At 67.6% G+C, this 20,787-nt stretch carries 21 protein-coding genes; 4 read left to right on the top strand and 17 right to left on the bottom strand.

The genetic code is table 11. From position 1 onward, the window contains the following. Positions 1-24 precede the first annotated feature (24 nt). Together PGN27_RS04450 and PGN27_RS04455 are read right to left on the bottom strand one after the other, a co-directional pair. Positions 25-1,275, bottom strand: a complete 1,251-nt coding sequence (locus PGN27_RS04450) for a cation:proton antiporter domain-containing protein (RefSeq protein ID WP_335325005.1) — start codon at positions 1,273-1,275, stop codon at positions 25-27. A gap of 26 nt (positions 1,276-1,301) precedes the next feature. Further along, on the bottom strand, positions 1,302-2,060 hold the full coding sequence (locus PGN27_RS04455; protein WP_335325006.1) for an SCO6745 family protein: 759 nt from the start codon (positions 2,058-2,060) through the stop codon (positions 1,302-1,304). Between the two features lie 206 nt (positions 2,061-2,266). Between PGN27_RS04455 and PGN27_RS04460 the strand changes: the two genes are divergently transcribed. Next, the gene (locus tag PGN27_RS04460; RefSeq protein ID WP_335325007.1) at positions 2,267-3,880 is read left to right on the top strand and encodes an HNH endonuclease signature motif containing protein; all 1,614 of its coding nucleotides are present in this window, start codon (positions 2,267-2,269) and stop codon (positions 3,878-3,880) included. A gap of 8 nt (positions 3,881-3,888) precedes the next feature. On the opposite strand, the gene PGN27_RS04465 is transcribed toward PGN27_RS04460, so the two are convergent. From PGN27_RS04465 to PGN27_RS04480, 4 genes are read right to left on the bottom strand one after another with little or no spacing between them, the layout of a single operon-like run. Next, positions 3,889-4,278, bottom strand: coding sequence for a universal stress protein (locus PGN27_RS04465; RefSeq protein ID WP_335325008.1), 390 nt, complete (start codon positions 4,276-4,278; stop codon positions 3,889-3,891). After that, positions 4,275-5,816, bottom strand: a complete 1,542-nt coding sequence (locus PGN27_RS04470; RefSeq protein WP_335325009.1) for a tripartite tricarboxylate transporter permease — start codon at positions 5,814-5,816, stop codon at positions 4,275-4,277. Before PGN27_RS04470 ends, PGN27_RS04465 begins: the two co-directional genes overlap by 4 nt. Further along, positions 5,817-6,329 carry a tripartite tricarboxylate transporter TctB family protein gene (locus PGN27_RS04475; protein ID WP_335325010.1) on the bottom strand — a complete coding sequence of 171 codons (513 nt, stop codon included), beginning with the start codon at positions 6,327-6,329 and terminating at the stop codon, positions 5,817-5,819. After that, the gene (locus tag PGN27_RS04480) at positions 6,326-7,321 is read right to left on the bottom strand and encodes a Bug family tripartite tricarboxylate transporter substrate binding protein (protein ID WP_335325011.1); all 996 of its coding nucleotides are present in this window, start codon (positions 7,319-7,321) and stop codon (positions 6,326-6,328) included. The genes PGN27_RS04475 and PGN27_RS04480 overlap by 4 nt, the downstream gene beginning before the upstream one ends. A 64-nt stretch (positions 7,322-7,385) precedes the next feature. On the opposite strand from PGN27_RS04480, the gene PGN27_RS04485 reads away from it, so the two are divergent. Genes PGN27_RS04485 through PGN27_RS04495 form a run of 3 tightly spaced genes read left to right on the top strand, consistent with a single transcriptional unit; the run spans position 7,386 to position 10,474 of the window. Next, positions 7,386-9,068: a sensor histidine kinase gene (locus PGN27_RS04485; RefSeq protein ID WP_335325012.1), complete on the top strand. Its 1,683-nt coding sequence runs from the start codon at positions 7,386-7,388 to the stop codon at positions 9,066-9,068. Further along, on the top strand, positions 9,061-9,729 hold the full coding sequence (locus tag PGN27_RS04490) for a response regulator (RefSeq protein WP_335325013.1): 669 nt from the start codon (positions 9,061-9,063) through the stop codon (positions 9,727-9,729). The genes PGN27_RS04485 and PGN27_RS04490 overlap by 8 nt, the downstream gene beginning before the upstream one ends. Positions 9,730-9,745: 16 nt before the next feature. Continuing rightward, positions 9,746-10,474 carry a type 1 glutamine amidotransferase gene (locus tag PGN27_RS04495; protein ID WP_335325014.1) on the top strand — a complete coding sequence of 243 codons (729 nt, stop codon included), beginning with the start codon at positions 9,746-9,748 and terminating at the stop codon, positions 10,472-10,474. Here PGN27_RS04495 and PGN27_RS04500 read toward each other — a convergent pair. The 11 genes from PGN27_RS04500 to murG all read right to left on the bottom strand — a co-directional run bounded on the left by PGN27_RS04500 (position 10,453) and on the right by murG (position 20,762). Beyond that, the gene (locus PGN27_RS04500) at positions 10,453-11,802 is read right to left on the bottom strand and encodes a TIGR01777 family oxidoreductase (RefSeq protein WP_335325015.1); all 1,350 of its coding nucleotides are present in this window, start codon (positions 11,800-11,802) and stop codon (positions 10,453-10,455) included. The two genes, PGN27_RS04495 and PGN27_RS04500, sit on opposite strands and share 22 nt — an antisense overlap. A 78-nt stretch (positions 11,803-11,880) precedes the next feature. After that, entirely contained in the window at positions 11,881-12,318 is a 438-nt protein-coding gene (locus PGN27_RS04505; RefSeq protein WP_335325016.1) for a hypothetical protein, read from the bottom strand. A 28-nt stretch (positions 12,319-12,346) separates the two neighbouring features. Further along, entirely contained in the window at positions 12,347-13,168 is an 822-nt protein-coding gene (gene wag31 / locus PGN27_RS04510; protein WP_030136393.1) for a DivIVA-like cell division protein Wag31, read from the bottom strand. Between the two features lie 167 nt (positions 13,169-13,335). After that, on the bottom strand, positions 13,336-13,635 hold the full coding sequence (locus PGN27_RS04515) for a YggT family protein (protein ID WP_023985967.1): 300 nt from the start codon (positions 13,633-13,635) through the stop codon (positions 13,336-13,338). Between the two features lie 142 nt (positions 13,636-13,777). Beyond that, the gene (locus tag PGN27_RS04520; RefSeq protein WP_335325017.1) at positions 13,778-14,449 is read right to left on the bottom strand and encodes a cell division protein SepF; all 672 of its coding nucleotides are present in this window, start codon (positions 14,447-14,449) and stop codon (positions 13,778-13,780) included. Between the two features lie 64 nt (positions 14,450-14,513). Continuing rightward, positions 14,514-15,254 carry a YggS family pyridoxal phosphate-dependent enzyme gene (locus PGN27_RS04525; protein WP_335325018.1) on the bottom strand — a complete coding sequence of 247 codons (741 nt, stop codon included), beginning with the start codon at positions 15,252-15,254 and terminating at the stop codon, positions 14,514-14,516. Next, on the bottom strand, positions 15,251-16,003 hold the full coding sequence (pgeF, locus tag PGN27_RS04530) for a peptidoglycan editing factor PgeF (RefSeq protein ID WP_418888528.1): 753 nt from the start codon (positions 16,001-16,003) through the stop codon (positions 15,251-15,253). Before pgeF ends, PGN27_RS04525 begins: the two co-directional genes overlap by 4 nt. Further along, positions 15,966-17,117, bottom strand: a complete 1,152-nt coding sequence (gene ftsZ / locus PGN27_RS04535) for a cell division protein FtsZ (protein ID WP_023985968.1) — start codon at positions 17,115-17,117, stop codon at positions 15,966-15,968. Before ftsZ ends, pgeF begins: the two co-directional genes overlap by 38 nt. Before the next feature lie 194 nt (positions 17,118-17,311). Beyond that, positions 17,312-18,274, bottom strand: a complete 963-nt coding sequence (locus tag PGN27_RS04540; protein ID WP_335325020.1) for a cell division protein FtsQ/DivIB — start codon at positions 18,272-18,274, stop codon at positions 17,312-17,314. Further along, entirely contained in the window at positions 18,271-19,665 is a 1,395-nt protein-coding gene (gene murC, locus PGN27_RS04545) for a UDP-N-acetylmuramate--L-alanine ligase (protein WP_335325230.1), read from the bottom strand. Before murC ends, PGN27_RS04540 begins: the two co-directional genes overlap by 4 nt. Positions 19,666-19,697: 32 nt before the next feature. Further along, positions 19,698-20,762 carry an undecaprenyldiphospho-muramoylpentapeptide beta-N-acetylglucosaminyltransferase gene (murG, locus tag PGN27_RS04550; RefSeq protein ID WP_418888551.1) on the bottom strand — a complete coding sequence of 355 codons (1,065 nt, stop codon included), beginning with the start codon at positions 20,760-20,762 and terminating at the stop codon, positions 19,698-19,700. Between the last annotated feature and the right edge of the window lie 25 nt (positions 20,763-20,787).

Raw genomic sequence — 20,787 nt, forward strand, 5'->3', positions numbered from 1 at the left:
CCCATCGCGCCCGGGACTCGACGGTTACTGGGAAATCTCGGCCGCCTGTCGGTGTCGTCCGTAGACGCGCTCGAAGATCGGGGAGGTCATCAACGTGGTGATGACCGCGACCATGACGAGGATGGTGAACAGAGTGGGCGTGATGATGCCGGCTTGGAGACCGATGTTGAGCAGGATGAGTTCGATCAGCCCGCGGGCGTTCATCAGGGCCCCCAGCGCCACCGATTCCCGTATCGGCACGCGGCTGAGCCGCGCCGCGACCGCGCACGCGACTCCCTTGCCGACGATGGCGACGACGAGCAGTCCCGCGGTGATGGCCCAGAGCCGGGGCGTGTTGACCAGCCCGATCTGGGTGTTGAGCCCGGAATAGACGAAGAACAGCGGCAACAGCAGCTTGGTGGTCAGGGGTTCGATCTTGTCGGTGAGCCGGCCGGCGAAGTATCCGGACGGCATCGCGATCCCCAGGATGAAGGCACCGAATATCGCGTAGATGCCGATGGTGTCGGTGAGCCAGGCGGATGCCATCAGCAGGATCAGGACCGTACTGAGCATCGATCCGCTGATGGCCTGCTGCTGCTCGGCCTTGACGCCCATCGGGACGAGGGCGCGCTTGCCGATGGTCAGCACCACCACGGTGTAGAGCACGCCACCGCCGATGGCGACGACGGCGAGCATCGGACTGTTCTTGTAGACAGCCAGTACGACGGCCAGGATGCACCAGGAGATGGCATCGGAGGTGGCGCCGCAGGCCAGTGCAAGCGTGCCCAAAGAGGTTCCGGTCAAACCCTTTTCGAAGATGATCCGGGCGAGCATGGGGAAGGCGGTGATGGCGATGGAGGCGCCGAGGAACATCATCGCCATGCCCAGGTTCACGCCTTCGCCGAAGAACTCGCCGCCGCCGAGCAGCGGGATCGCCGCAAGCGCGCCGATGATCAGCGGTGCGATGGTCCCGGTGGCCGAGACCGCCGCGGCGGTACCGGCCCGTTGCCGGACGTGATCGACATCGAAGTTCATGCCGATGACAAACATGTAGAGCACCAGGCCGACCTGCGCGGTGGTGTACAGCACGATGTTCGACGTCCCCGAGGGGAACAGTCCGGCCTGCAGGTCGGGGGCGATGCGGCCGAGCAGAGACGGCCCGAGGACCACGCCGGCGATCATCTCACCGACGACGGGCGGCTGACCCAATCGTCCGGCGACGATTCCGGCCACCCGGCAGGCGGCCAGGATGACGGCGAGTTGCAGAAAGAACTGGATCGCGATGTCCGCGGGCATACGTCAGGTTAGCCAGCCGAAGAGTGTCACCGCGGCGCGTTCTGCTTGAGCGTGGTCAACGCGGCCGCAGTCAGCGTGGCGAAATCAGCGATCTCCGCCGATTCCCATGCGATACCGACGAGTTCGGCCATCCGGCGATTGGTCGCATTCTCGACCTCGATATAACGGTCCTTCTTGTCGGCACCGTCGGCGAACGGTTCGGGCCAGCCGAACATTGCCGCGTATCGCGGCCCCTTGTTCAGCATGTGCGCCTCGATGGGACTGATCCCGGACAGGCTGAGGGCGTTGAAGTGCAGTCCGGCTCGCAGTTCTCGCAGCACGAACATGACCTGGAGCGCACGGGCGGGTGCGTCGTCGGCCAGCGGCATGGCCTTCCAGCCGGCGAACAGCGGGACCGAGGAGGTGGGCGCGACGGCGATCAGCCGCTCCCCCAGATCGGCGATACGGTCGAGCCCCTGCGCTGCGGCCAGATATCGGCGGCCGAACTCGGCGGCCTGTTGCCAGTACACCTCGGCCGCGCCGGCGGCACCACGCACGGCGATGCCCTGCTCCCACAGGGCGGCCAAGCCGGTGGGTTCGAACACGGCGAAGGCCGCAGCGACGGTCGCTCCGGTGGCGTCCCCGAGAACTCCCCCGCGGCCGGCGACGTACCCGGCGAGCGGATTCTGATAGCCCGCCACGACGCTCTCGGCGTAGGTCTGCGGGTGCAGCATGAACGCGGCAACCGCCTGTTCCACGGAGGCACCGGCCGCGGCGACGTGCCCGACCAGATCGGTGTCAGTCATCCTTCGGGCCTTTCGGTGCGTCGGTATCCGCTCGAACAGTAGACGGTGGTCGATAAGAGGCGGCCGCGTTTACCGCGGTTGCGGACAAAGGGTCTCCAACAGCACGTTTGGCCGGGCCCTCAGACCTCAGAATTTTCTTTGCTCACTTCTGTCTCTGGTGTCACTTCACGACCCGTTTTGTCGGTGGCCGAACGTATGTTCGAGTCATGAGATCGGATGCGGCGGCCAGTCGGGAGTCGGTGCAGCACGCCCTCTCCGATCGCGCCGCGTCGGTCAAAGCGCTGTTGGATGCCGATTTCTCGGTGTTCGACACCGCGGAGTTGTTGGCGTTGCAGTCCGAACGCGAACAACGCGCCCGCGCCGATGCCGTGATCGATGCCCGCATCCAGGCGGCGCTCATGCGACGCAGCACCGCACATGAGATCGGCGCAAAATCCTGGGCCGATGTCCTGGTCACCCGGATGCGCCTGTCGGCCCGCGAGGCCGCGACCCGGGTGCGCCGCGCCGAACAACTGGCCCCCAGGCAGTGTGTGACCGGGGTACTGCTCGATCCCGCGCTGCCGCTGTGCGCCCAGGCCCTGGCCGACGGCGACATCGGCGAAGGCCATGTAGCGGTGATCGCCGACGCGGTGCGGATGGCTGCCAAATTGGTCGATGCCGCCCGGTGCGCGAAGCTGGAGGAGATCCTGGTCCCGGTGGCCAGGGTCAGCGCACCCGAGACCGTGCACGAGGCCGCGATACGAGCCCTCTATGTCATGAACCAGGACGGTCTGGGCCCTGATATCGCCCGCCACAAACGCGGCATCACCGTCGGCAAGCAAGATGCCGACGGGCTCACCCATATCAGCGGTTGGGTCGATCCCGAGCTGGCCGCCTATCTGGGGACCGCCTTCGATGCGTGGGCCCGGCCAGGAATGAACAATCCCGAAGACCCCGAATCACCGACCAACCCCGACCGAGATGCCTCGCCGCAGGCGGGATCCGATTCGAAGACCAAAGATGCTGCCGCCCAGCCCGACTCGGCGACGCCGCCGCAGGATCAGTCCGCGCTGTGGGAACAACCGCCGCTGCCCACCACTCTGGACGAACTCGCCGACCGCATCACCGCCGTCGAATCCGCCACCGCGGCCGCGGCCACCCCGGCACCGACCCTGCCGCCGCCGACCGACCCGACAGCTGTCCGCGACACCCGCACCGCTGCCCAACGCCAACACGACGCCCTCAAAGCCATCCTGCGCGACACCCTGATGTCCAAGAGGCTCGGCCAGCACAACGGGCTACCGGTCACCGTCGTGGTCTCGACCACCCTGGCCGAACTCGAAACCGCCGCCGGCATCGCGGTCACCGGCACCGGCACCCTCATGCCCATGCCCGACCTGATTCGACTGGCCGAACACGCCCACCACTACCTGGTGATCTACCGCCACCACACCGCCGAACCGCTCTACCTGGGCCGCACCAAACGCCTAGCCACCAAAGCCCAACGCCTACTGCTCTACAACCGCGACCGCGGCTGCACCCGCCCCGGCTGCACCCACTGCGCCAACCGCTGCCAAGCACATCACGCCGAACCCAGCTGGGCCCGCGGCGGACACACCGACGCCCCCACCCTCGGTCTGGGCTGCCCACCGGACAACCGCCTCGCCGAACTGGGCTGGACCACAAAAATCGACCCCACCACCGGCCGCGTCCACTGGCACCCACCACCACTACTGGACACCGGCCAAGACACCATCAACCACCACTTCCACCCCGAAGAACTCCTCAGCCACCCGGAAGAACGGCCAGAACAACCTGGGCAGCAAGATGATTCGGGATGACCGACGCGTCACTCCGCGGGCTTGACCGCCAGCACCGGTTTCGGGCACTCCAGGATGAGCTTCTGGGCGACGCTGCCGAGCAGCAACTTGCCCACCGGGCTGCGATGCCGGATCCCGACGACCAGTAATTCGGCGTCCGGGGCATCCATCGCGGTCAGCAGCTCGTCGACCGCGTCCACCCCGACGGGCTGGCGCAGCTCGTATTCCACACCACATTCGGCGAGTCGGGCCTGGACATCGCGCACCTCGGCGCCGCCGGCGAATCGCGAATCCACATAGGATTCACCCGATGTCGAGTTGATCACCAATAGGCTGGTCTTGCGCAGGTTCGCCTCGGCGATACCCTGCTCCAGCGCCGCGTGCCCGAAGGGATCTGCGGTGTAACCGATGACTATCACAGCTGGCCCGCCTTGGTCTTCTGGTCCTTGTCATCCTCGACGATCAACAGGCTCTCCTCGCTCCGGTTGAACAGCCGTAGCACCAGCGGAGCCAGCAGCAGCAACGCCATCAGGACGTAGGTGACGATCGCGACCGGCTCGGTGAACAGGCTGCTCCAGTCTCCGCCACCGAGCTGAAGGCTCTGCCGCAGCTGTCGCTCGATCCGCGGGCCGAGGATCACACCGATGATCAACGGCAGCACCGGAAGTCCGAATCGACGCATCATCAGGCCCATCATCCCGAAGATCAGCAGCAGCAACAGATCCAGCGGCTGCAGGTTCACCGCGAAGGCGCCGAGCGCAGCGAAGAACAGGATGCCTGCGTACAGGTAGGGACGCGGGGTGCGCAGCAGCTTGGCCCACAGCGGCGCCAACGGAAGGTTCAGCGCCAGCAGCATGAGGTTGCCGATGAACAGGCTGGCGATCAGCGTCCAGATCAGCAGCGGTTCCTTGTCGAACAGCGTCGGACCGGGCTGGATACCGTAGGAGACAAAGGCGGTCAGCATGACGGCGGCGGTGGCATTGGTCGGCAGGCCCAGCGACAGCATCGGCACCAGAGTGCCTGCGGCAGAGGCGTTGTTGGCCGCTTCCGGACCGGCGACACCCTCGATGGCCCCCTTGCCGAACTCCTCGGGATGCTTGCTCAGCTTCTTCTCGGTGATGTAGCTCAGGAAGGTCGGTAGTTCCGCACCACCGGCGGGCAGCGCACCGAAGGGGAAACCGTACGCGGTACCGCGCAGCCACGGCTTCCAGGACCGCTTCCAGTCGCTCTTACCCATCCAGGGCCGCCCGACCGGAATGACATCCGCCGGCCGCCGGCGAAGATGGGCACACACCCAGAGCGCCTCGCCGACAGCGAAGACCGCGACGGCGATGACGACGATGTCGATACCATCGGCCAGCAGCGGCACTCCGAACGTGGCCCGGTTCTGCCCGGTCAGCGAGTCGATACCGACGATGCCGATCGCAAGACCGAGCAGCAGCGAGATCAGACCGCGCAGTTTCGATGAGCCCAGCACCGCGGTGACCGCGACGAGTGCGAACAACATGATCGCCAGATACGAGGGCGCACCGAGGGTGACGGCGAACCGGGACACCACGGGCGCGAAGGCGGCCAGCAGCACGGTGCCGATCGCACCGGCCACGAATGACCCGATGGCGGCGGTGGCCAGCGCTTGTGCGGCACGGCCGGCCTTGGCCATCTTGTTGCCCTCGATCGCGGTGATCACCGACGAGGATTCACCGGGGGTGTTCAGCAGGATGGACGTCGTCGACCCGCCGTACATGCCGCCATAAAAGATGCCGGCGAACATGATGAAAGCCGCACTGGGACTGACGTTATAGGTGATCGGCAGCAGCAGGGCCACCGTCATTGCCGGACCGATACCCGGCAGCACGCCGACCGCGGTGCCCAGCAGCACGCCGATCGCGGCGTACAGCAGATTCATCGGGGTGGCCGCCTCGGCGAACCCCTGCAGGAGCCAGTTGAAATTCTCCATCTACAGGATCCCATCCAATATGCCTGCGGGCAGCGGGATTCCGAGCCCGGAGTAGAACGCATAGAAACTCACCAGCGCCAGCACGACGCCGATTGCGATATTGCGGACGTAGTGGCGGCTGCCCAGCACGGTGGCGCAGCCTGCGAAGAACAGCGCGCTGGTGATCGCCCAGCCCAGCGGGTTGACCAGGACGATCAGCATGATGAACAGCCCGATGAGCAGTCCCACGGTGCGCCAGTCACTCGGCATGTCCGGATCGATGTCCTCGCCGGCATCGGCCTCACCGCGCGACCCGCGCGGGATCGCGATGGCCAGGACGACGGCCATCACCAACAGACCGGCGCCGATCAGGATCGGGAAGAACCGCGGTCCGATGGGATCGACCTCGGCATAGCCTCCGGGCATGGACAGCGCGTCGTAGATGAGGAAGGCGCCGACGGCGACCATCACCGCACAGACGACGTACTGCGCGTAATCCGGCCGCACCTTCTCGACCCGCACCTCGGTACTCACACCAGCCCCAGATCGGTCAGTGTCGTCTCGACCCGACGATCCTGTTCGGCGAGGAACTCCTCGAATGCCGGACCGGTCAGGAACGCATCCGTCCATCCGTTCTTCACCAGCGCTTCCTTCCATGCATCGGTTGCGTGCAGCTCTTCCAGAACCTTCACCATTGCGTCGCGGTCCTCATCCGAGATCCCCGGCGGGGCAAGGATTCCGCGCCAGTTGGTGAACGTCAGATCGATACCGGACTCCTGCAGCGTCGGAGCGTCGATACCCTCGACGCGCTCACTGCCGGATACCGCAAGAACCCGGACCTGGCCGGCTTCGATCTGGTCGACGTATTCGCCGAGACCCGAGGTGCCCGCCGCAATCTTGTTGCCCAGCAGGGCAGTCAGCAGATCGCCACCGCCGTCGTAGGAGATGAAGTTCACCTTGGTCGGGTCGACACCGACGGCCTTCGCGGTCTCCATCGGGAACAGGTGGTCGGGACCACCGGGGTTGGACCCACCACCGACGGTGACCTTGGCCGGATCGGCCTTCCAGGCGTCGACGAAATCCTGCACGGTGCGGTACGGGGAATCGGCAGGGACCAGGATGCCCTCCTGCTCCTCGACGACCTTCGCCAGCGCCGTGGCATCCGAGGCGCGGGCGGTGGATCCGTTGGTGAACACCGCACCGACCACTCCGAGGCCCATCATCATCATCAGATCGCCGTTGCCGCGTTCGTTCATCAGCCGTGCCATCGCGACGGTGCCACCGGCACCGATCACGTTGAACACCTCGACCCGGCCGGTGATCTTGTCGTCTTCCATGATCTTGACCGCGGTACGCGCCGTCAGGTCGTAACCGCCACCGGGACTGTTCGGCACCATCATCCGCAACCGATGCAACCCGGACTCATCGCCGCGGGTGACCCCGCAGGCCGAGAGCACAAGCGCGGCGACCAGTGCGATGACCAACGAGACCGTGATCCGCCGGCCACCCGACTGCCCTACGTACATATCGACCCCAATCAATTGTGATGCTCAGCAATACTGGACCGTGCTGGTGACTCAGGTCACTCATATGAACGCAAAGGAAGTTGTGGTCATTAAGAACACGAGTTGGGGACGCAGCCTCGGTGGTCAGTTCCTGGCATTTCAACTTGTCGTCGTGGCTGTCGTCCTCGTCGCCGTGGCCGCGGTCTCGGTCGCGCAGTCGACCAGCGAGTTCCGCGAGGTGCGAGGTCAGCGAATGATCGCGGTGGCCGAGAACATGGCATCGACCCCGATCGTCCGCGAACGTTATGACGATCCGTTCGCCGCACGCATCCTGGCGCCGGAGGTGGACCGGGCGGTCGCCCTCTCCGGGGCCGACCTCGCCGAGATCCTCGGGCCGGACGGCACCGTGCGGGTGTCCTCGGACCCGTCGCGGATCGGCGCACCCACCGACCTGGGACCAAGCCGCGCCGACGAGGGGCGCGCCTGGTTCGGCGACGAGAATGTCGGGGGCGCACACAGTCTGGTCGGGCAGGTGCCCATCCTGTCCACCGATGGCGAGGTGCTGGCCGTGGCATCGGTCAGCGAGGGGTACCCGTCGACATGGGAACTGCTCAGCGGTGCGGGCGAACGGTTGCTCATCTACCTGGGTCTGGGCGCAGCATTGGGCCTTGCCGCGTCCTGGCTGCTGTCCCGGCGGATCAAGCGGCACACCCGCGGGTTGGAGATCGCCGAGATCGCCGGGCTGGCCGACCACCGGGAAGCCCTGCTGCACAGCATTCGTGAGGGGGTGGTGGCGGTCAACACCGACGGCATCATCACCGTCGTCAACGACAGCGCTCAACGACTGCTCGGTATCGGCCCCGACGCGGTCGGCAGGCGCGCTGACGAGGGGGGCCTGGAACCGGCGGTGGTGGAATTCCTGCTGTCCGGCTCCGGCGAACACGCCGACGAACATGACGTGGTGATCGCGACCGGCAGCCGCATCCTGGCTCTCAATCGCAGCACCGCCCTGAGCCAGGGGCGCAGCCTGGGTACGGTCACCACCATGCGTGACAGCACCGAACTGGCTGCCCTGCAGGCGCAGTTGTCCTCACACCGCAGCGTCACCGACACCCTGCGGGCTCAGACCCACGAGTTCGCCAACCAACTCCACACCATTTCCGGCCTGGTCCAACTGGGCGAGTTCGATGCCGTGCACGATCTGGTCGGCACGCTGACCCGCCGCCGAGCCGAGATCAACGACGCCGTGACACAGCGGGTTTCCGATCCCGCGGTGGCAGCCCTGCTGATCGCGAAGACGTCCTTGGCCGCCGAGAGCGGGGTGCTGCTGCACCTCGATCCCGCCAGCCGCCTCGGCGCGCTCACACCGGCATTGGCCACCGATGTCATCACGGTCCTCGGCAACCTGATCGACAATGCCGTCGAGGCGTCGGTGGGGTCGGATCCCGCCAGGGTCACCGTGCGGATCGAGGACCGCGATGGGCTGGTCATCAGCGTCAGCGATACCGGTCCCGGTGTGCCGCAGGCGCTTCGGGAAGAGATCTTCGCCCGCGGAGTCACCTCCAAGACCGCGGGCGGACCGGCCGAGCAGCGCGGTATCGGGCTGGCTTTGGTGCGACTGGTGACCGCCCAGCACGGCGGGCACGCCGAGATCGGTGATGCCGAGGGTGGTGGCGCGTCGTTCGTGGTGCGCCTGCCGGCACAGGCAAGCGAAGCGACGGGGAAGAAGACACAGGCAAGCGAAGCGACGGGAGTGCCCGGTGCGTGACGTGCTGATCGTCGACGACGATTTCATGGTCGCCGATATCCACCGCCGGTTCGTCGAACGCATCGACGGGTACCGCCCCGTCGCGGTGGCCAGCAGCGGTGCCGAGGCGCTGACGATGGCGGCCGAGCTGCACCCGGCGCTGATCCTGCTGGACGTCTACCTGCCGGATATGACCGGGCTGGAGGTGTTGAGCCGGCTGCGGGCCGACGGTGATCACGTCGGGGTCATCATGATCACCGCCGCCAGGGAACTGGACACCGTGCGCGGCGCGCTCGATGGCGGCGCCGCCGACTATCTGATCAAACCCTTCGAGTTCGATCAGCTGCGCGCCAAGCTGATGGCCTTCGCGGCCCGTGCCGATGCACTGGCCGCCGACGGTGGCGTGGACCAGAACATGGTCGACGCACTGTTCGGCGGCACCGCTGCGGCGGAGGCGCCCGACGTGCTGCCGAAGGGTCTGGGCGCCGAGACCGGACGGCTGGTGCTCGACGCCGTGCGTGGTGCCGGCGAGGTGTCTGCTGCCGAGTGTGCCGACCTGGTCGGAATCTCCCGGGTGAGTGCACGGCGTTACCTGGAGCACTATTTGAGTACCGGTGTGGTGGAACTACGCCTGCAGTACGGGTCGGGACGGCCTGAGCGGCGCTACCGAATGACACGATGACGAGTAGATTCTCGGTGTGGCACCCACCGTCCTCTTCCTCTACAACGATCCCATCGCCACCGAGGCGATGCTGGGAAACGCCTTCGCCGACGCCGGATTCGATGTGTCGACCTTTACGGTCGTGCCCGCCGACCGGGCCGACTCCCCCGCGATCGATGTCACCTTCCCCGACCCGACCCACTATGACGTCATCGTTCCCCTCGGTGCGCGATGGCCGGTATACGACGACGCGCTCAAGTCCACCTGGGTCGGCGCGCAGACCGAGCTGGTGCGCACCGCGGCCGCGGCGGGGATCCCGACGCTGGGTGTCTGCTTCGGCGGGCAGTTGCTCGCCCAGGCCTTCGGCGGCACGGTCGAGCGCTCGGCATTACCCGAGATCGGTTGGTATGACGTCGATTCGGCTCGTCCCGAGCTGATCCCGCCCGGCCCATGGTTCGAGTGGCATTTCGACCGATTCACGTTACCGCCCGGCGCGGTCGAGATCGCCAGAACCGCAACGACATTGCAGGCGTTCGCGCTGGGACGCACCGTCGGGCTGCAGTTCCACCCCGAGCTGGACCCGCAGCTGCTGGAGGTCTGGCTCGACGATGACCGCGATGCCGGTGAGGCCGGACAGCTCGGCGTGAGTCATGACGAATTACGCGCGCGCACCAGGGATATGCACGAGGACGCGGCTCGACGCCTCCAACACCTGGTGAACGGGTTCCTGGCCTATACCGCGCGTCAGCCGTGCCCCAGTTCGTGAGCCAGCGCGGCGTCCACGGTGGGCCGGCGGAACCGATGTCCACGTGCCTCCAGCTTGGCGGGCACCACCCGCTGATCGGCCTCGGCGAGTTCGCGGGCGCCCTGCGCGCCCAGTAGTAGCTTGGGTCCGAACGAGGGCACCGGCAGCAGGGTCGGCCGATGCAGAACCCGGCCGAGTGCAGCGGTGTATTCGTTGTTGCGCACCGGATCCGGTGCCACCGCGTTCACGGGGCCGCTGAGTTCTGCGTCGTACAGCGCGCGGTGGTAAATGTCGAGCAGGTCATCCAGCCCGATCCAAGCCAACCACTGCCTCCCGCTGCCCAGTCGCCCGCCCAGACCCGCCGCGAACAGCGGCCGCATCAGCCGCAGCGTGCCGCCGTTGGCCGATTGCACCACCCCGGTGCGCACGTTGACGACCCTGATGCCTGCGTCGGCGGCCGGTGCGGTCGCGGCCTCCCAGTCGGCCACCACATCGGCCAGGAAACCGTCACCGCGGGAAGCGTCCTCGGTCAACAGCGAGTCCCCGCGCTCATAACCGTAGAAACCGACGGCCGATGCGCTCACCAGCGTTCGTGGTCCGTTCTCGGTCGCGGCGGCCAACTGGGCCAGCGCGCGGGTCGGGCCGATGCGGCTGTCCCGGATGGCGCGACGGTGCGCATCGGTGAAACGGCCGGCGATCGAGGCGCCCGCCAGGTGGATGACCGCGTCGACGCCGGCCAGCAGATCCGCCGCCGGCTGGTCCGGGTTCCACTGTCGTTCATCGGCATTGGCGGCAGCTCCGCGCACCAACCGGATGATGCGATGTCCACCGCTGCTCAGAAAGGCGCTCAACGCCGTACCGACCAGCCCGGAGGAACCCGTGACGGCAATGGTCAGCGGTGTCAGCCCGGCCGCGGCGGCATCCCGGTGGGCGGCCAGATCCTCGGCCAGCTGGGTGTGCCGGTAGACGAACATGGGGCGCAGCGCGGCGGCGGGAACCACCGTCTCGACGTGATCGCAGACCCGGGTACCGGAGCCTTCTTCGACGAAATCGTGGGTGTGGCGCCACGTTCCGACGGCGCGTACCGGCCACGTGATCGGACCGTCGCTGGACAATACATCGACGAACCGGCGCGGCGGGTCGTAGTCGTCGGCCTGATGCTGAGCCACCCAGCGCAGCCCGCCGGGCAGACCCAATACGGCCTTGCCGTCGGCAAGCGACTCGGTCTCGGCGACAACGGTCATCGGTTGCCACGGCGGAACCAGCCGCCGCATCGCACCGGGGCGGGCGTGCCACGCGAAGACGTCGTCGATCCGATGCGGGACGACACTGTCGAACTCGATGCTCACAGGATGTGCCCGTCCGTTGACATCACGGGCGTGTGGGTACCCGGTGGGGATCGCGAGTAAACCCGCCGGCCCCGCCGGTCAGCCCTTGGAAGAAGCCTCCGGATCGGGCGAGATGTCGACCGCGCCGCCGGCGTCGTCGTCGGTATCCGTGTCCTTCTTCGAGTCGGTGTCGCCCGTCGCGTCGGTGTCGGTGACACCGGCGATCTCGGGATCGGACTCGGCCGCGGGATCGGACTCTGGCTCGGTCACGGTGGCCTCGTCTTCCGGGTAATCCTCGACATGATCGGGCACCGGCTCGCCGGCCACGACGGTGTCCTGATCATCTGCGCCATCGGAGTGATCGGCGCCGTCATCGGTACCGCCGCGCCGCGCGCGCAACGCGTCGGCGATCAGCAGCAGCACACCGATGACGCTGGCGCCGATACACACCCAGGCGATCAGCTCGTTGCTCGTGACGACCGCGGCCACCAGGGCCGCGAGGCCGACAAGAGCCAGAACCAGCGCAATGATCAGCATCGACGAAGCCTAGTGGGTGCCGACCAGGTCAGTTCGCGCCGCGATTGAACTGGTTGAAACCGCCGCCCTCGTTGCCGGCCGCGGAATCGACCGGTGCGGCCGAACCACGCTGGCCGAGCTCTTCGAGCTGGGATTCCAGGTAGGTCTTGAGGCGGGTCCGGTACTCGCGTTCGAAGGTGCGCAGCTGCTCGAGGCGACCTTCCAGCACGGTGCGTTGCTGGTTGATGGTGCCCATGATCTCGGAGTGCTTGCGCTCGGCATCGGCCTGCAGGGCGTCGGCCTTCTCCTGAGCCTGGCGCAACTGCGTCTCGGAACGGTTCTGCGCATCGGACAGCAACGCGTCGGCCTTGGCGCGCGCGTCGGCGACCGTGGTCTCCGCGGTCTGGCGCGCCTCGCTGACCAGTGCGTCGGCCTGGGCCCGCGCATCGGCGAGCAACTTGTCCGACTCCGCCTTCGCAGTGCTCGTGAGGCGATCGGCGGTGTCCTGGGCCAGGCTGAGCACCTTGGCCGCGCGGACGTGGTGGTCCTCCGACACCGGGGCGGCCTGCGCCACCGGCTGCGGTGCGGCGGGCGCCTCGTAGACCGGCTCGGGCTCGGGCTCGGGCTGCGGAGCCTGGTAGGGCGGCAGCGTCTGAGTGGCGGCCACGCCTCCGCCGGCGCGCGCGCCGGCCAGCTCGGAGTCGAGTTCGGAGACGCGCTGACGCAGGTCGGCGTTCTCCTCGATGAGCCTGGTCAGCTCGTTCTCGACCAGATCGAGGAAGGCGTCTACCTCGTCCTCGTTGTAACCACGTTTGCCGATGGGCGGCTTACTGAACGCGACGTTGTGAACGTCGGCTGGAGTGAGCGGCATTCTCTGCCCCCTTGAAGTCTGGACCGTCAACCGGTTTCAAAGTGTAAAGCGTCGGTAGAAGTAACTGGCGTCCATCCTGTCACAGCTGACCCGGCGGTTGCACAGGAGCCTCATAATTAAGAGCGAATTTCAATCTCCCACGCCGCAGCCGATGACCGCCGTACAGGTCAGGCGGTGCCGGCCGCCGCCCCGAAGGCCAGCTGCATCCCGATGAACGCGACCAGCAACAACACCATGATCGAGAGATCGAAGCGCACGGCTCCGATCGTCAGTTGCGGGATGAGCCGGCGCAGCAGTTTCACCGGTGGATCGGTCACGGTCAGGATGAGTTCCAGGATCACCACCGTCGCACCGCGCGGATGCCAATCCCGGCTGAAGGACCGGATGAACTCCACCACGACCCGCGCGATCAGCAACAGCCAAAAGACGAACAGGGCGAAACCAAGGATTTGAAAGACCATCGACAAGGGAGCCGAACCTCACTACGGCGGATGAGCAGGGCAGGTAGAGCGACATTCGGGCAAAGAAGCGGACTCCATGCCCTCGACGTCAGCCTACCTGCCGCTGCGGCTGGGGTTCTGGCCCCCAGTGGCCGGGCCGGCGCCCGTCCTACTGGTAGGCGTAGAACCCCGCCTCGGCGATGCGCCGGCGTTCTTCGGCGCTGACGTCGATATCGGCCGGCGAGAGCAGGAAGACCTTCGTCGCCACCTTGTCGAAGGAACCGCGCAGCGCGAAGGCGAGGCCGGCGGCGAAGTCGACGAGCCGCTTGGCATCGGCGTTGTCCATCGACACCAGGTCCATGATCACCGGGGTGCCGTCCCGGAAGCGCTCACCGATGGTGCGGGCCTCGCTGTAATCCTTCGGACGCAGCGTGGTGATCTTGGCCAGCGGACTGCCTTCCTCGAAGAGCGCGGCCATCCGGCGCGGCTCCATGGCCAGGGCGCTCGCACCCCGGGTCGGTGCGGCGAACCGCGGTGCGGGACGGTCGAATTCGGGGCGCGGAGCCCGCAGACGGCCCTCGAAGCGCGGTGCGTCACCGTAACCGCCGCGGTAGACGCCCGGGATGTCGTCGTACTCGCGGGCCGGGACGCGGTCATCGAAGCCGCGGGCGTCACGCGGGTCGCGACCCTCCCGGCCGTAGCCGTCCTCGTCGAAACGATCCTCGGCGGCGCGACGCGGGTATCCGCCGCGGGCGGGGCGCTCGTCGTCGTAGTACTCGTCGTCATAATCATCCATCGGCGCCATACCGAAGTAGGCCTTGACCTTGTGCAGAGTGCTCATCGCCTGCCCCTTTAACGACTTGTGTCTGTGTTGTCTGTGATGAAGATGTGACTGGAGTGACTACTCAGGGTGACGTTAGAGGACGTTGCCCCATCAACGCGGTTCCGACACGCACACACGTGGATCCGTGTCGCACAGCAATCTCCATATCGCCGGACATCCCGGCCGACAGCCCCAAGGTGTGCCGATAGGACCGCTGCACACGCTCGTGTTCGGCGGCCAATCTCACGAAGGCGTCCTCGACATCCCAGTCCAGCGGCGGGATCCCCATCAACCCGGCGAACTCGAGGGCATCGATGGCATGTATTGCGGCACAGAGCTCGTCGACCAGATCGGGGTTGCCGATGTCCACACCACCGCGATCGGGGTCACCGTCCAGACTCACCTGCAGATAGACCCGCAGCGGTGCCGCGCGGTGACCGTCGGCCAACGCCTGTTCGGCACCACCACCCAGCGCGGCGATCACCCGGGCACTGCCCACCGAGTGCACGGTGTGCGCCCACCGGGCGATCGCGCGGGCCTTGTTTCGCTGGATGTGACCGATCATGTGCCAACGAATCTGCTCACCGGGGAACTGTGTGGCCACATCGGCGACCTTGCGCGAGGCCTCCTGTTCGCGGGACTCGCCGAAATCGGCACACCCCAACCTATGCAGGATGGCCACATCGGAGGCCGGGAAGAACTTGGTGACCGGCAGCAGTTCGACGTCGTGAACTCCCCGTCCCGCCGCCTCGGCCGCCCGGGCCAACCGCGCCCGCACCGCCGCCAGTGAGCCGGCCAACTCCGAATCGCGGTGCTCGCTCATTCCATCCACACCAGCGAGGCCAGCCGACCGGTCGGGGCGCCGCGGCGATGACTGAACAACGCCCGGTCCTCCACCGTGCAGCGCGGATCCACGTCGATCGATGTCACACCGAGGCGCTGGAGCTGGCCCACCAGGCCCGCCCTGATATCGAGCCCCGGCGTGCCGCGGGCGGTCCGGCACCGGCTGCCCGGCAGCGTCTTCTCCACGTCAGCCGCCATCTGCTCGGGTACCTCGTATCGGCGGCCGCTGACCGCCGGTCCCAACAGCACGGACACATCGGCGACCTGCGCGCCCAGCTCGACCATCTTCTCCACGGTGCGCTCGACGATGCCGAGCTGAGCACCGACCCGGCCGGCATGGGCCGCGCCGATCACGCCTGCGCGGGCGTCGGCCAGCAGGACCGGGACGCAGTCGGCAGTGATCACGGCCAACGCCAAGCCGCGGGTGGTGGTCACCATCGCGTCGGTGTCGGGTAGCGCGGCACCTTGTGGACCGTCCACCACGGCGACACGATCGGAGTGGACCTGGTTCATCCACACCACCGCATCCGCGGCGAGGCCGAGTGCATCGGCAAGCCTGCGTCGGTTGGCCGCCACCGCGGCCGGATCATCGCCGACATGGTCGCCGAGATTGAACGTGTCGAATGGCGGCTTCGACACCCCACCCGCGCGGGTGGTGGTGACGCGCCGGACCCGGACGGGCACGTCGGTGTCAGTGGCGCATGAACGGCGGCACGTCGACGTCGTCATCGGAGATGCCACCGTCATCGGGGCCACCGATCTTCACCGTCGCGCCGTTGGTGTGCGCCGGCACCGACATCGCGTCGGCCGGCTCGAAGATGCTGGAGCGGACCTTGCCGGCCGTGCCGGATGCCACGCCCGAGGTACCTTCGCCGACAACGGGTTTGCGGCTCGGACCGGTGCTGTCGAAACCGGCCGCAATGACCGTCACGCGCACCTCGTCACCGAGCGAATCGTCGATGACGGTGCCGAAGATGATGTTGGCCTCGGCATGGGCGGCCTCCTGCACCAGCGAGGCGGCCTCGTTGATCTCGAACAGACCCAGATCGCTACCGCCGGCGACCGACAGGAGCACACCCTGGGCTCCCTCCATGGAGGCTTCCAGCAGCGGCGAATTGATGGCGATCTCGGCGGCCTTGAGCGCGCGGCCGTCACCGCGCGCCGAGCCGATGCCCATCAACGCGGTGCCCGCACCGCTCATCACGCCCTTCACGTCGGCGAAGTCGACGTTGATCAGGCCGGGGGTGGTGATCAGATCGGTGATGCCCTGAACACCGTTGAGCAGCACCTCGTCGGCGCTGCGGAAGGCGTCCATCAGCGAGACGGCGGCATCGCCCATCTGCAGCAGCCGGTCGTTCGGAATGACGATCAGCGTGTCGCAGCTCTCGCGCAGCGCGTTGATGCCGTTCTCGGCCTGGTTGGACCGGCGCTTGCCCTCGAAGGAGAACGGGCGGGTCACCACACCGACGGTCAGCGCACCGAGTTTGCGCGCGATGGTCGCCACGACGGGGGCGCCGCCGGTACCGGTGCCACCACCCTCGCCCGCGGTCACGAACACCATATCGGCGCCGCGCAGCAGTTCCTCGATATCGTCCTTGGCGTCCTCGGCGGCCTTGCGGCCCACCTCGGGGTCGGCGCCCGCGCCGAGACCGCGGGTGGAGTCGCGACCGACATCGAGTTTGACGTCGGCGTCGCTCATCAACAATGCCTGCGCATCGGTGTTGATGGCGATGAACTCAACGCCCTTGAGTCCGTGCTCGATCATCCGGTTGACGGCGTTGACGCCGCCGCCGCCGATGCCGACCACCTTGATAACGGCGAGGTAGTTATGCGGGGGGGTCATCGGTCGCCTTTCCTGCCCATTGGAGCCTGCCCGTTGGAGTATGTCTTCGGTGTTGCCGCTCTGCCCGAAACCCTAAACCTCAACCATAGGTTTATAGTTATGTCAAGTAGTTCCGTGCAAACAGAACGGTAGGGTCACGCGGCACCGTAGGGCCGCAGGCGCGCCGAAGCGACACGATCGAATTTGGTGCAGACCTACTTGACGGTCGGCAGGTCCGGGCTGGACACGTCATAGGTCTGGCCCGGCTGGGTCAGCAGCGCCGCCAGCTTGAGAGCCTTCTCCTGGGTGCGATCGGTGGTGCCCCACACGACTTTTCGGCCGTCGAACAAAACCAGCGTGATGGCCGCCACCGACGGTGCCTCCACCCGGCTGACCTGCCCGGACACCTCCGGAGGCAATGAGGTCAGCACCTCGAGGCCGGCCAGGGTGGCCGGATCGCGCGGACCAGGGGTCTCGGTGTCGATATAGGGCAACCCCGGTGGCGGCGGCGCGGTCACGAAATCCACACCGTCGCGGTCGAACAGATGTGGGCCGTCCGGATAGTCCTTGACCACCAACGGCACGCGCTCTTCCACGGTGATGCGCAGCGTGGACGGATACTCGCGCTGAACCCGGGCGCTGGCCACCCGCCGGATCGAGGCCACCCGTTCGGCCACCGCGTCGGTGTCGATCTGCAGCAAGGGTGTCCCCTCGCCGACGGCGGCCACCTGCCGCACCTCGTCCTCGCTGAGCGCGGTCAATCCGGTCACCACCGTCTCGCGCGCGGACATGATCGGCGTGAAGTACAGCAGCAAGCCCACGCCGACCACCAGGACCGCTAGCACCGCGGTCCACATCAACACCTTCAGACCTCGGATCACCCCGCGCGGCGCCTGCTTCGGCTTCTCCTCGGTCCGGCCCTGGGCACGACGTTTGGCCTCCCGGCGGGCCTGCTCGATGGCCATCGCCCTGGCCTGCGCCGCGCGGCGTTCCTCGCGTTCCCGCCGCGCCCGCCGACGCGGCCCCTCCAGATCCGGCTCGGCGGCCTGATCGGCAGCGGGTTCGGTCGTGGGCACCTCGGCCCCACTGGGCTCCGAAGGCCGTTCAGCGGTCGGCTCGGGTACCGGATCGGGATCGGGATCCGCTCCGGTCGGACCCGGCTCGGGTGGGACCGTCATCGATCCGCCGCCCGATCGGCGCGCCCACCCACCGCATCGAGGATCTCGCGGCCCAGCAGGGTGACATCACCGGCGCCCATGGTCACCACCACGTCACCGGGCCGGGCGGTCTCGGCGACCCGACGGGCCACCGCGGAGAAATCGGGCACGTAATGCACCGGAACCGTGACGTGCTCGACGATGCTGCGCCCGCTGATCCCGGGTATCGGCTGCTCGCGGGCGGCATAGACGTCGAGCACGAACGCCTCGTCGGCCAGGCTCAGGGCCGCACCGAACTCTCTGGCGAATGTCTGTGTGCGCGAATACAGATGGGGTTGGAAGACGACGATCGCGCGGCCGTGGGATTCGGCGGCCAATGTGCGTACCGCCGTCAGCGCGGCCGTCACCTTCGTCGGGTGATGGGCATAGTCGTCGAAAACCCGGACGCCGGCCATCACACCGACCAGCTCGAAGCGGCGGCGCACACCCTCGAAATCGGCCAATGCCTCCAACACCGCATCCGGGGGTGCGCCCGCCTCGACGGCGGCCAGCAAGGCCGCCAGAGCATTGAGTGCCATATGCCTGCCGGGCACGGCCAGCCGCATCGTGCGCGGGGCCGTTTCCCCCTTCAGCTGCACGGTGGCCACCGCCCGGGTTCCGCGCTGCTCCCAGTCGATCAACGCACCCGCGAGATCCGCACCGGAGCTGCCGTAGCGCAGCACCCGGATCCCGAGCGCTTCGGTGCGTTCCGCGAGCGCCGCAGCACCGGGATCGTCGACGCACACCACCAGCGCCCCGCCCGGCTGCAGCCGCTCGATGAACGCGTCGAACACGTCGACATAGGCCTGCTCGGTGCCGAAGAAATCGAGGTGGTCAGCCTCGATATTGGTGACCACCGCGATATCGGGCCGGTACTGCACCAGTGAGCCGTCGCTCTCATCGGCCTCGGCCACGAAATACGGCCCACTGCCGTGGTGGGCGTTGGTGCCCGCCGCGCCCAGATCGCCACCGACGGCGAACGACGGATCAAAACCGCTGTGCTGTAACGCGACGATCAGCATCGAGGTCGTGGTGGTCTTACCCGCGGTCCCGGCGACCATCAGGGTCCGGTCACCGGCCATCAACTTGGCAAGGACCACCGGCCGCAGGATCACCGGGATGCCACGCCGGCGCGCCGCCACGAGCTCGGGGTTGGTCTTCGGGATGGCCGCATGGGTGGTGACGACCGCGGTGGGCCCGCCGGGCAACATGTCCAGCGCGGCAGCGTCGTGACCGATCTGGATCTGCGCTCCCCTGGCCCGCAGTGCCGCGATCCCGCGAGATTCCTTGGCATCGGAACCGCTGACCTGTCCCCCTAGGTCGAGCAGGATGCGCGCGATTCCCGACATCCCGGCACCGCCGATGCCCACCATGTGCACCCGGGCCAGCTCCGGCGGCAGGCCCTTCACCGCAACGACTTTCGGTCTGAGCGGTGGCGCCGGGCCACCTCGATCGCGACCTCGGCCACCCGGCGCGCGGCATCGCGATGGCCGGCCAGCGCGGCGGCGGCGGTCATCTGCTGCAGGCGCGATGCGTCGCCGAGCACACCGATGACCGTCTCGGCGATCAGTTGCGGGGACAGGTCGGCATCGTCGATGAGCAACCCACCACCGGCCTGGACCACCGGAAGGGCGTTGAGCCGCTGCTCACCGTTGCCGATCGGCAACGGTACGTACACCGCCGGCAACCCGACGGCGCTGACCTCGGCGACCGTCATCGCCCCCGACCGGCAGATCGCCAGATCGGCAGCGGCATAGGCCAGATCCATCCGATCGAGATAGGGCACCGCCACATAGGGCGGCCCGGACGGCTCCGGCAGATCGAGGGTGTTCTTCGGACCATGCGCGTGCAGCACCGAAATGCCCTTGGCCGCAAGCTCGGTCGCGGCACCGGAGACGGCGCGGTTGATGGACTGTGCGCCCTGGGAGCCACCGAACACCAGCAGCACGTGCGAATCCTCGGCGAAACCGAAGGCGGCGCGGGCCTGCGCGCGCAGGGCCGCACGGTCCAGCGCGGTGATGCTGGCCCGGACCGGGACGCCCACCACCTCCACGGGGCCGAGGCCAGGGTCGGGCACCGCCGAGAGCACCCGGCGGGCCGAGCGGGCACCCAGCTTGTTGGCCCAGCCGGCGCTGGCGTTGGCCTCGTGGATCACCACCGGGACCGACGGACGGCGCAGACCGCGCCGCGCAGCCAGATAGGCAGGCACCGAGACATAGCCACCGAAGCCGATCACCACGTCGACCCCGACGGCGTCGAACACGCTGCGGGTCTGCCGGACCGCGGTGCGCACCCGCAACGGCAGCCGCATCAGGTCGGCGGAGGGTTTGCGCGGCAGCGGCACCGGGGTGATGAGCTCCAGGTCATAGCCCCGCTCGGGGACCAACCGGGTCTCCAGGCCACGTTGGGTGCCCAGCGCGGTGATCCGGACCTGCGGGTCCAGCTCGGTCAACGCATCGGCCACGGCCATCGCAGGTTCCACATGACCTGCCGTT

This window comes from Mycolicibacterium neoaurum (assembly GCF_036946495.1).
In the GTDB taxonomy this organism is placed as follows: Bacteria; Actinomycetota; Actinomycetes; order Mycobacteriales; family Mycobacteriaceae; genus Mycobacterium; species Mycobacterium neoaurum_B.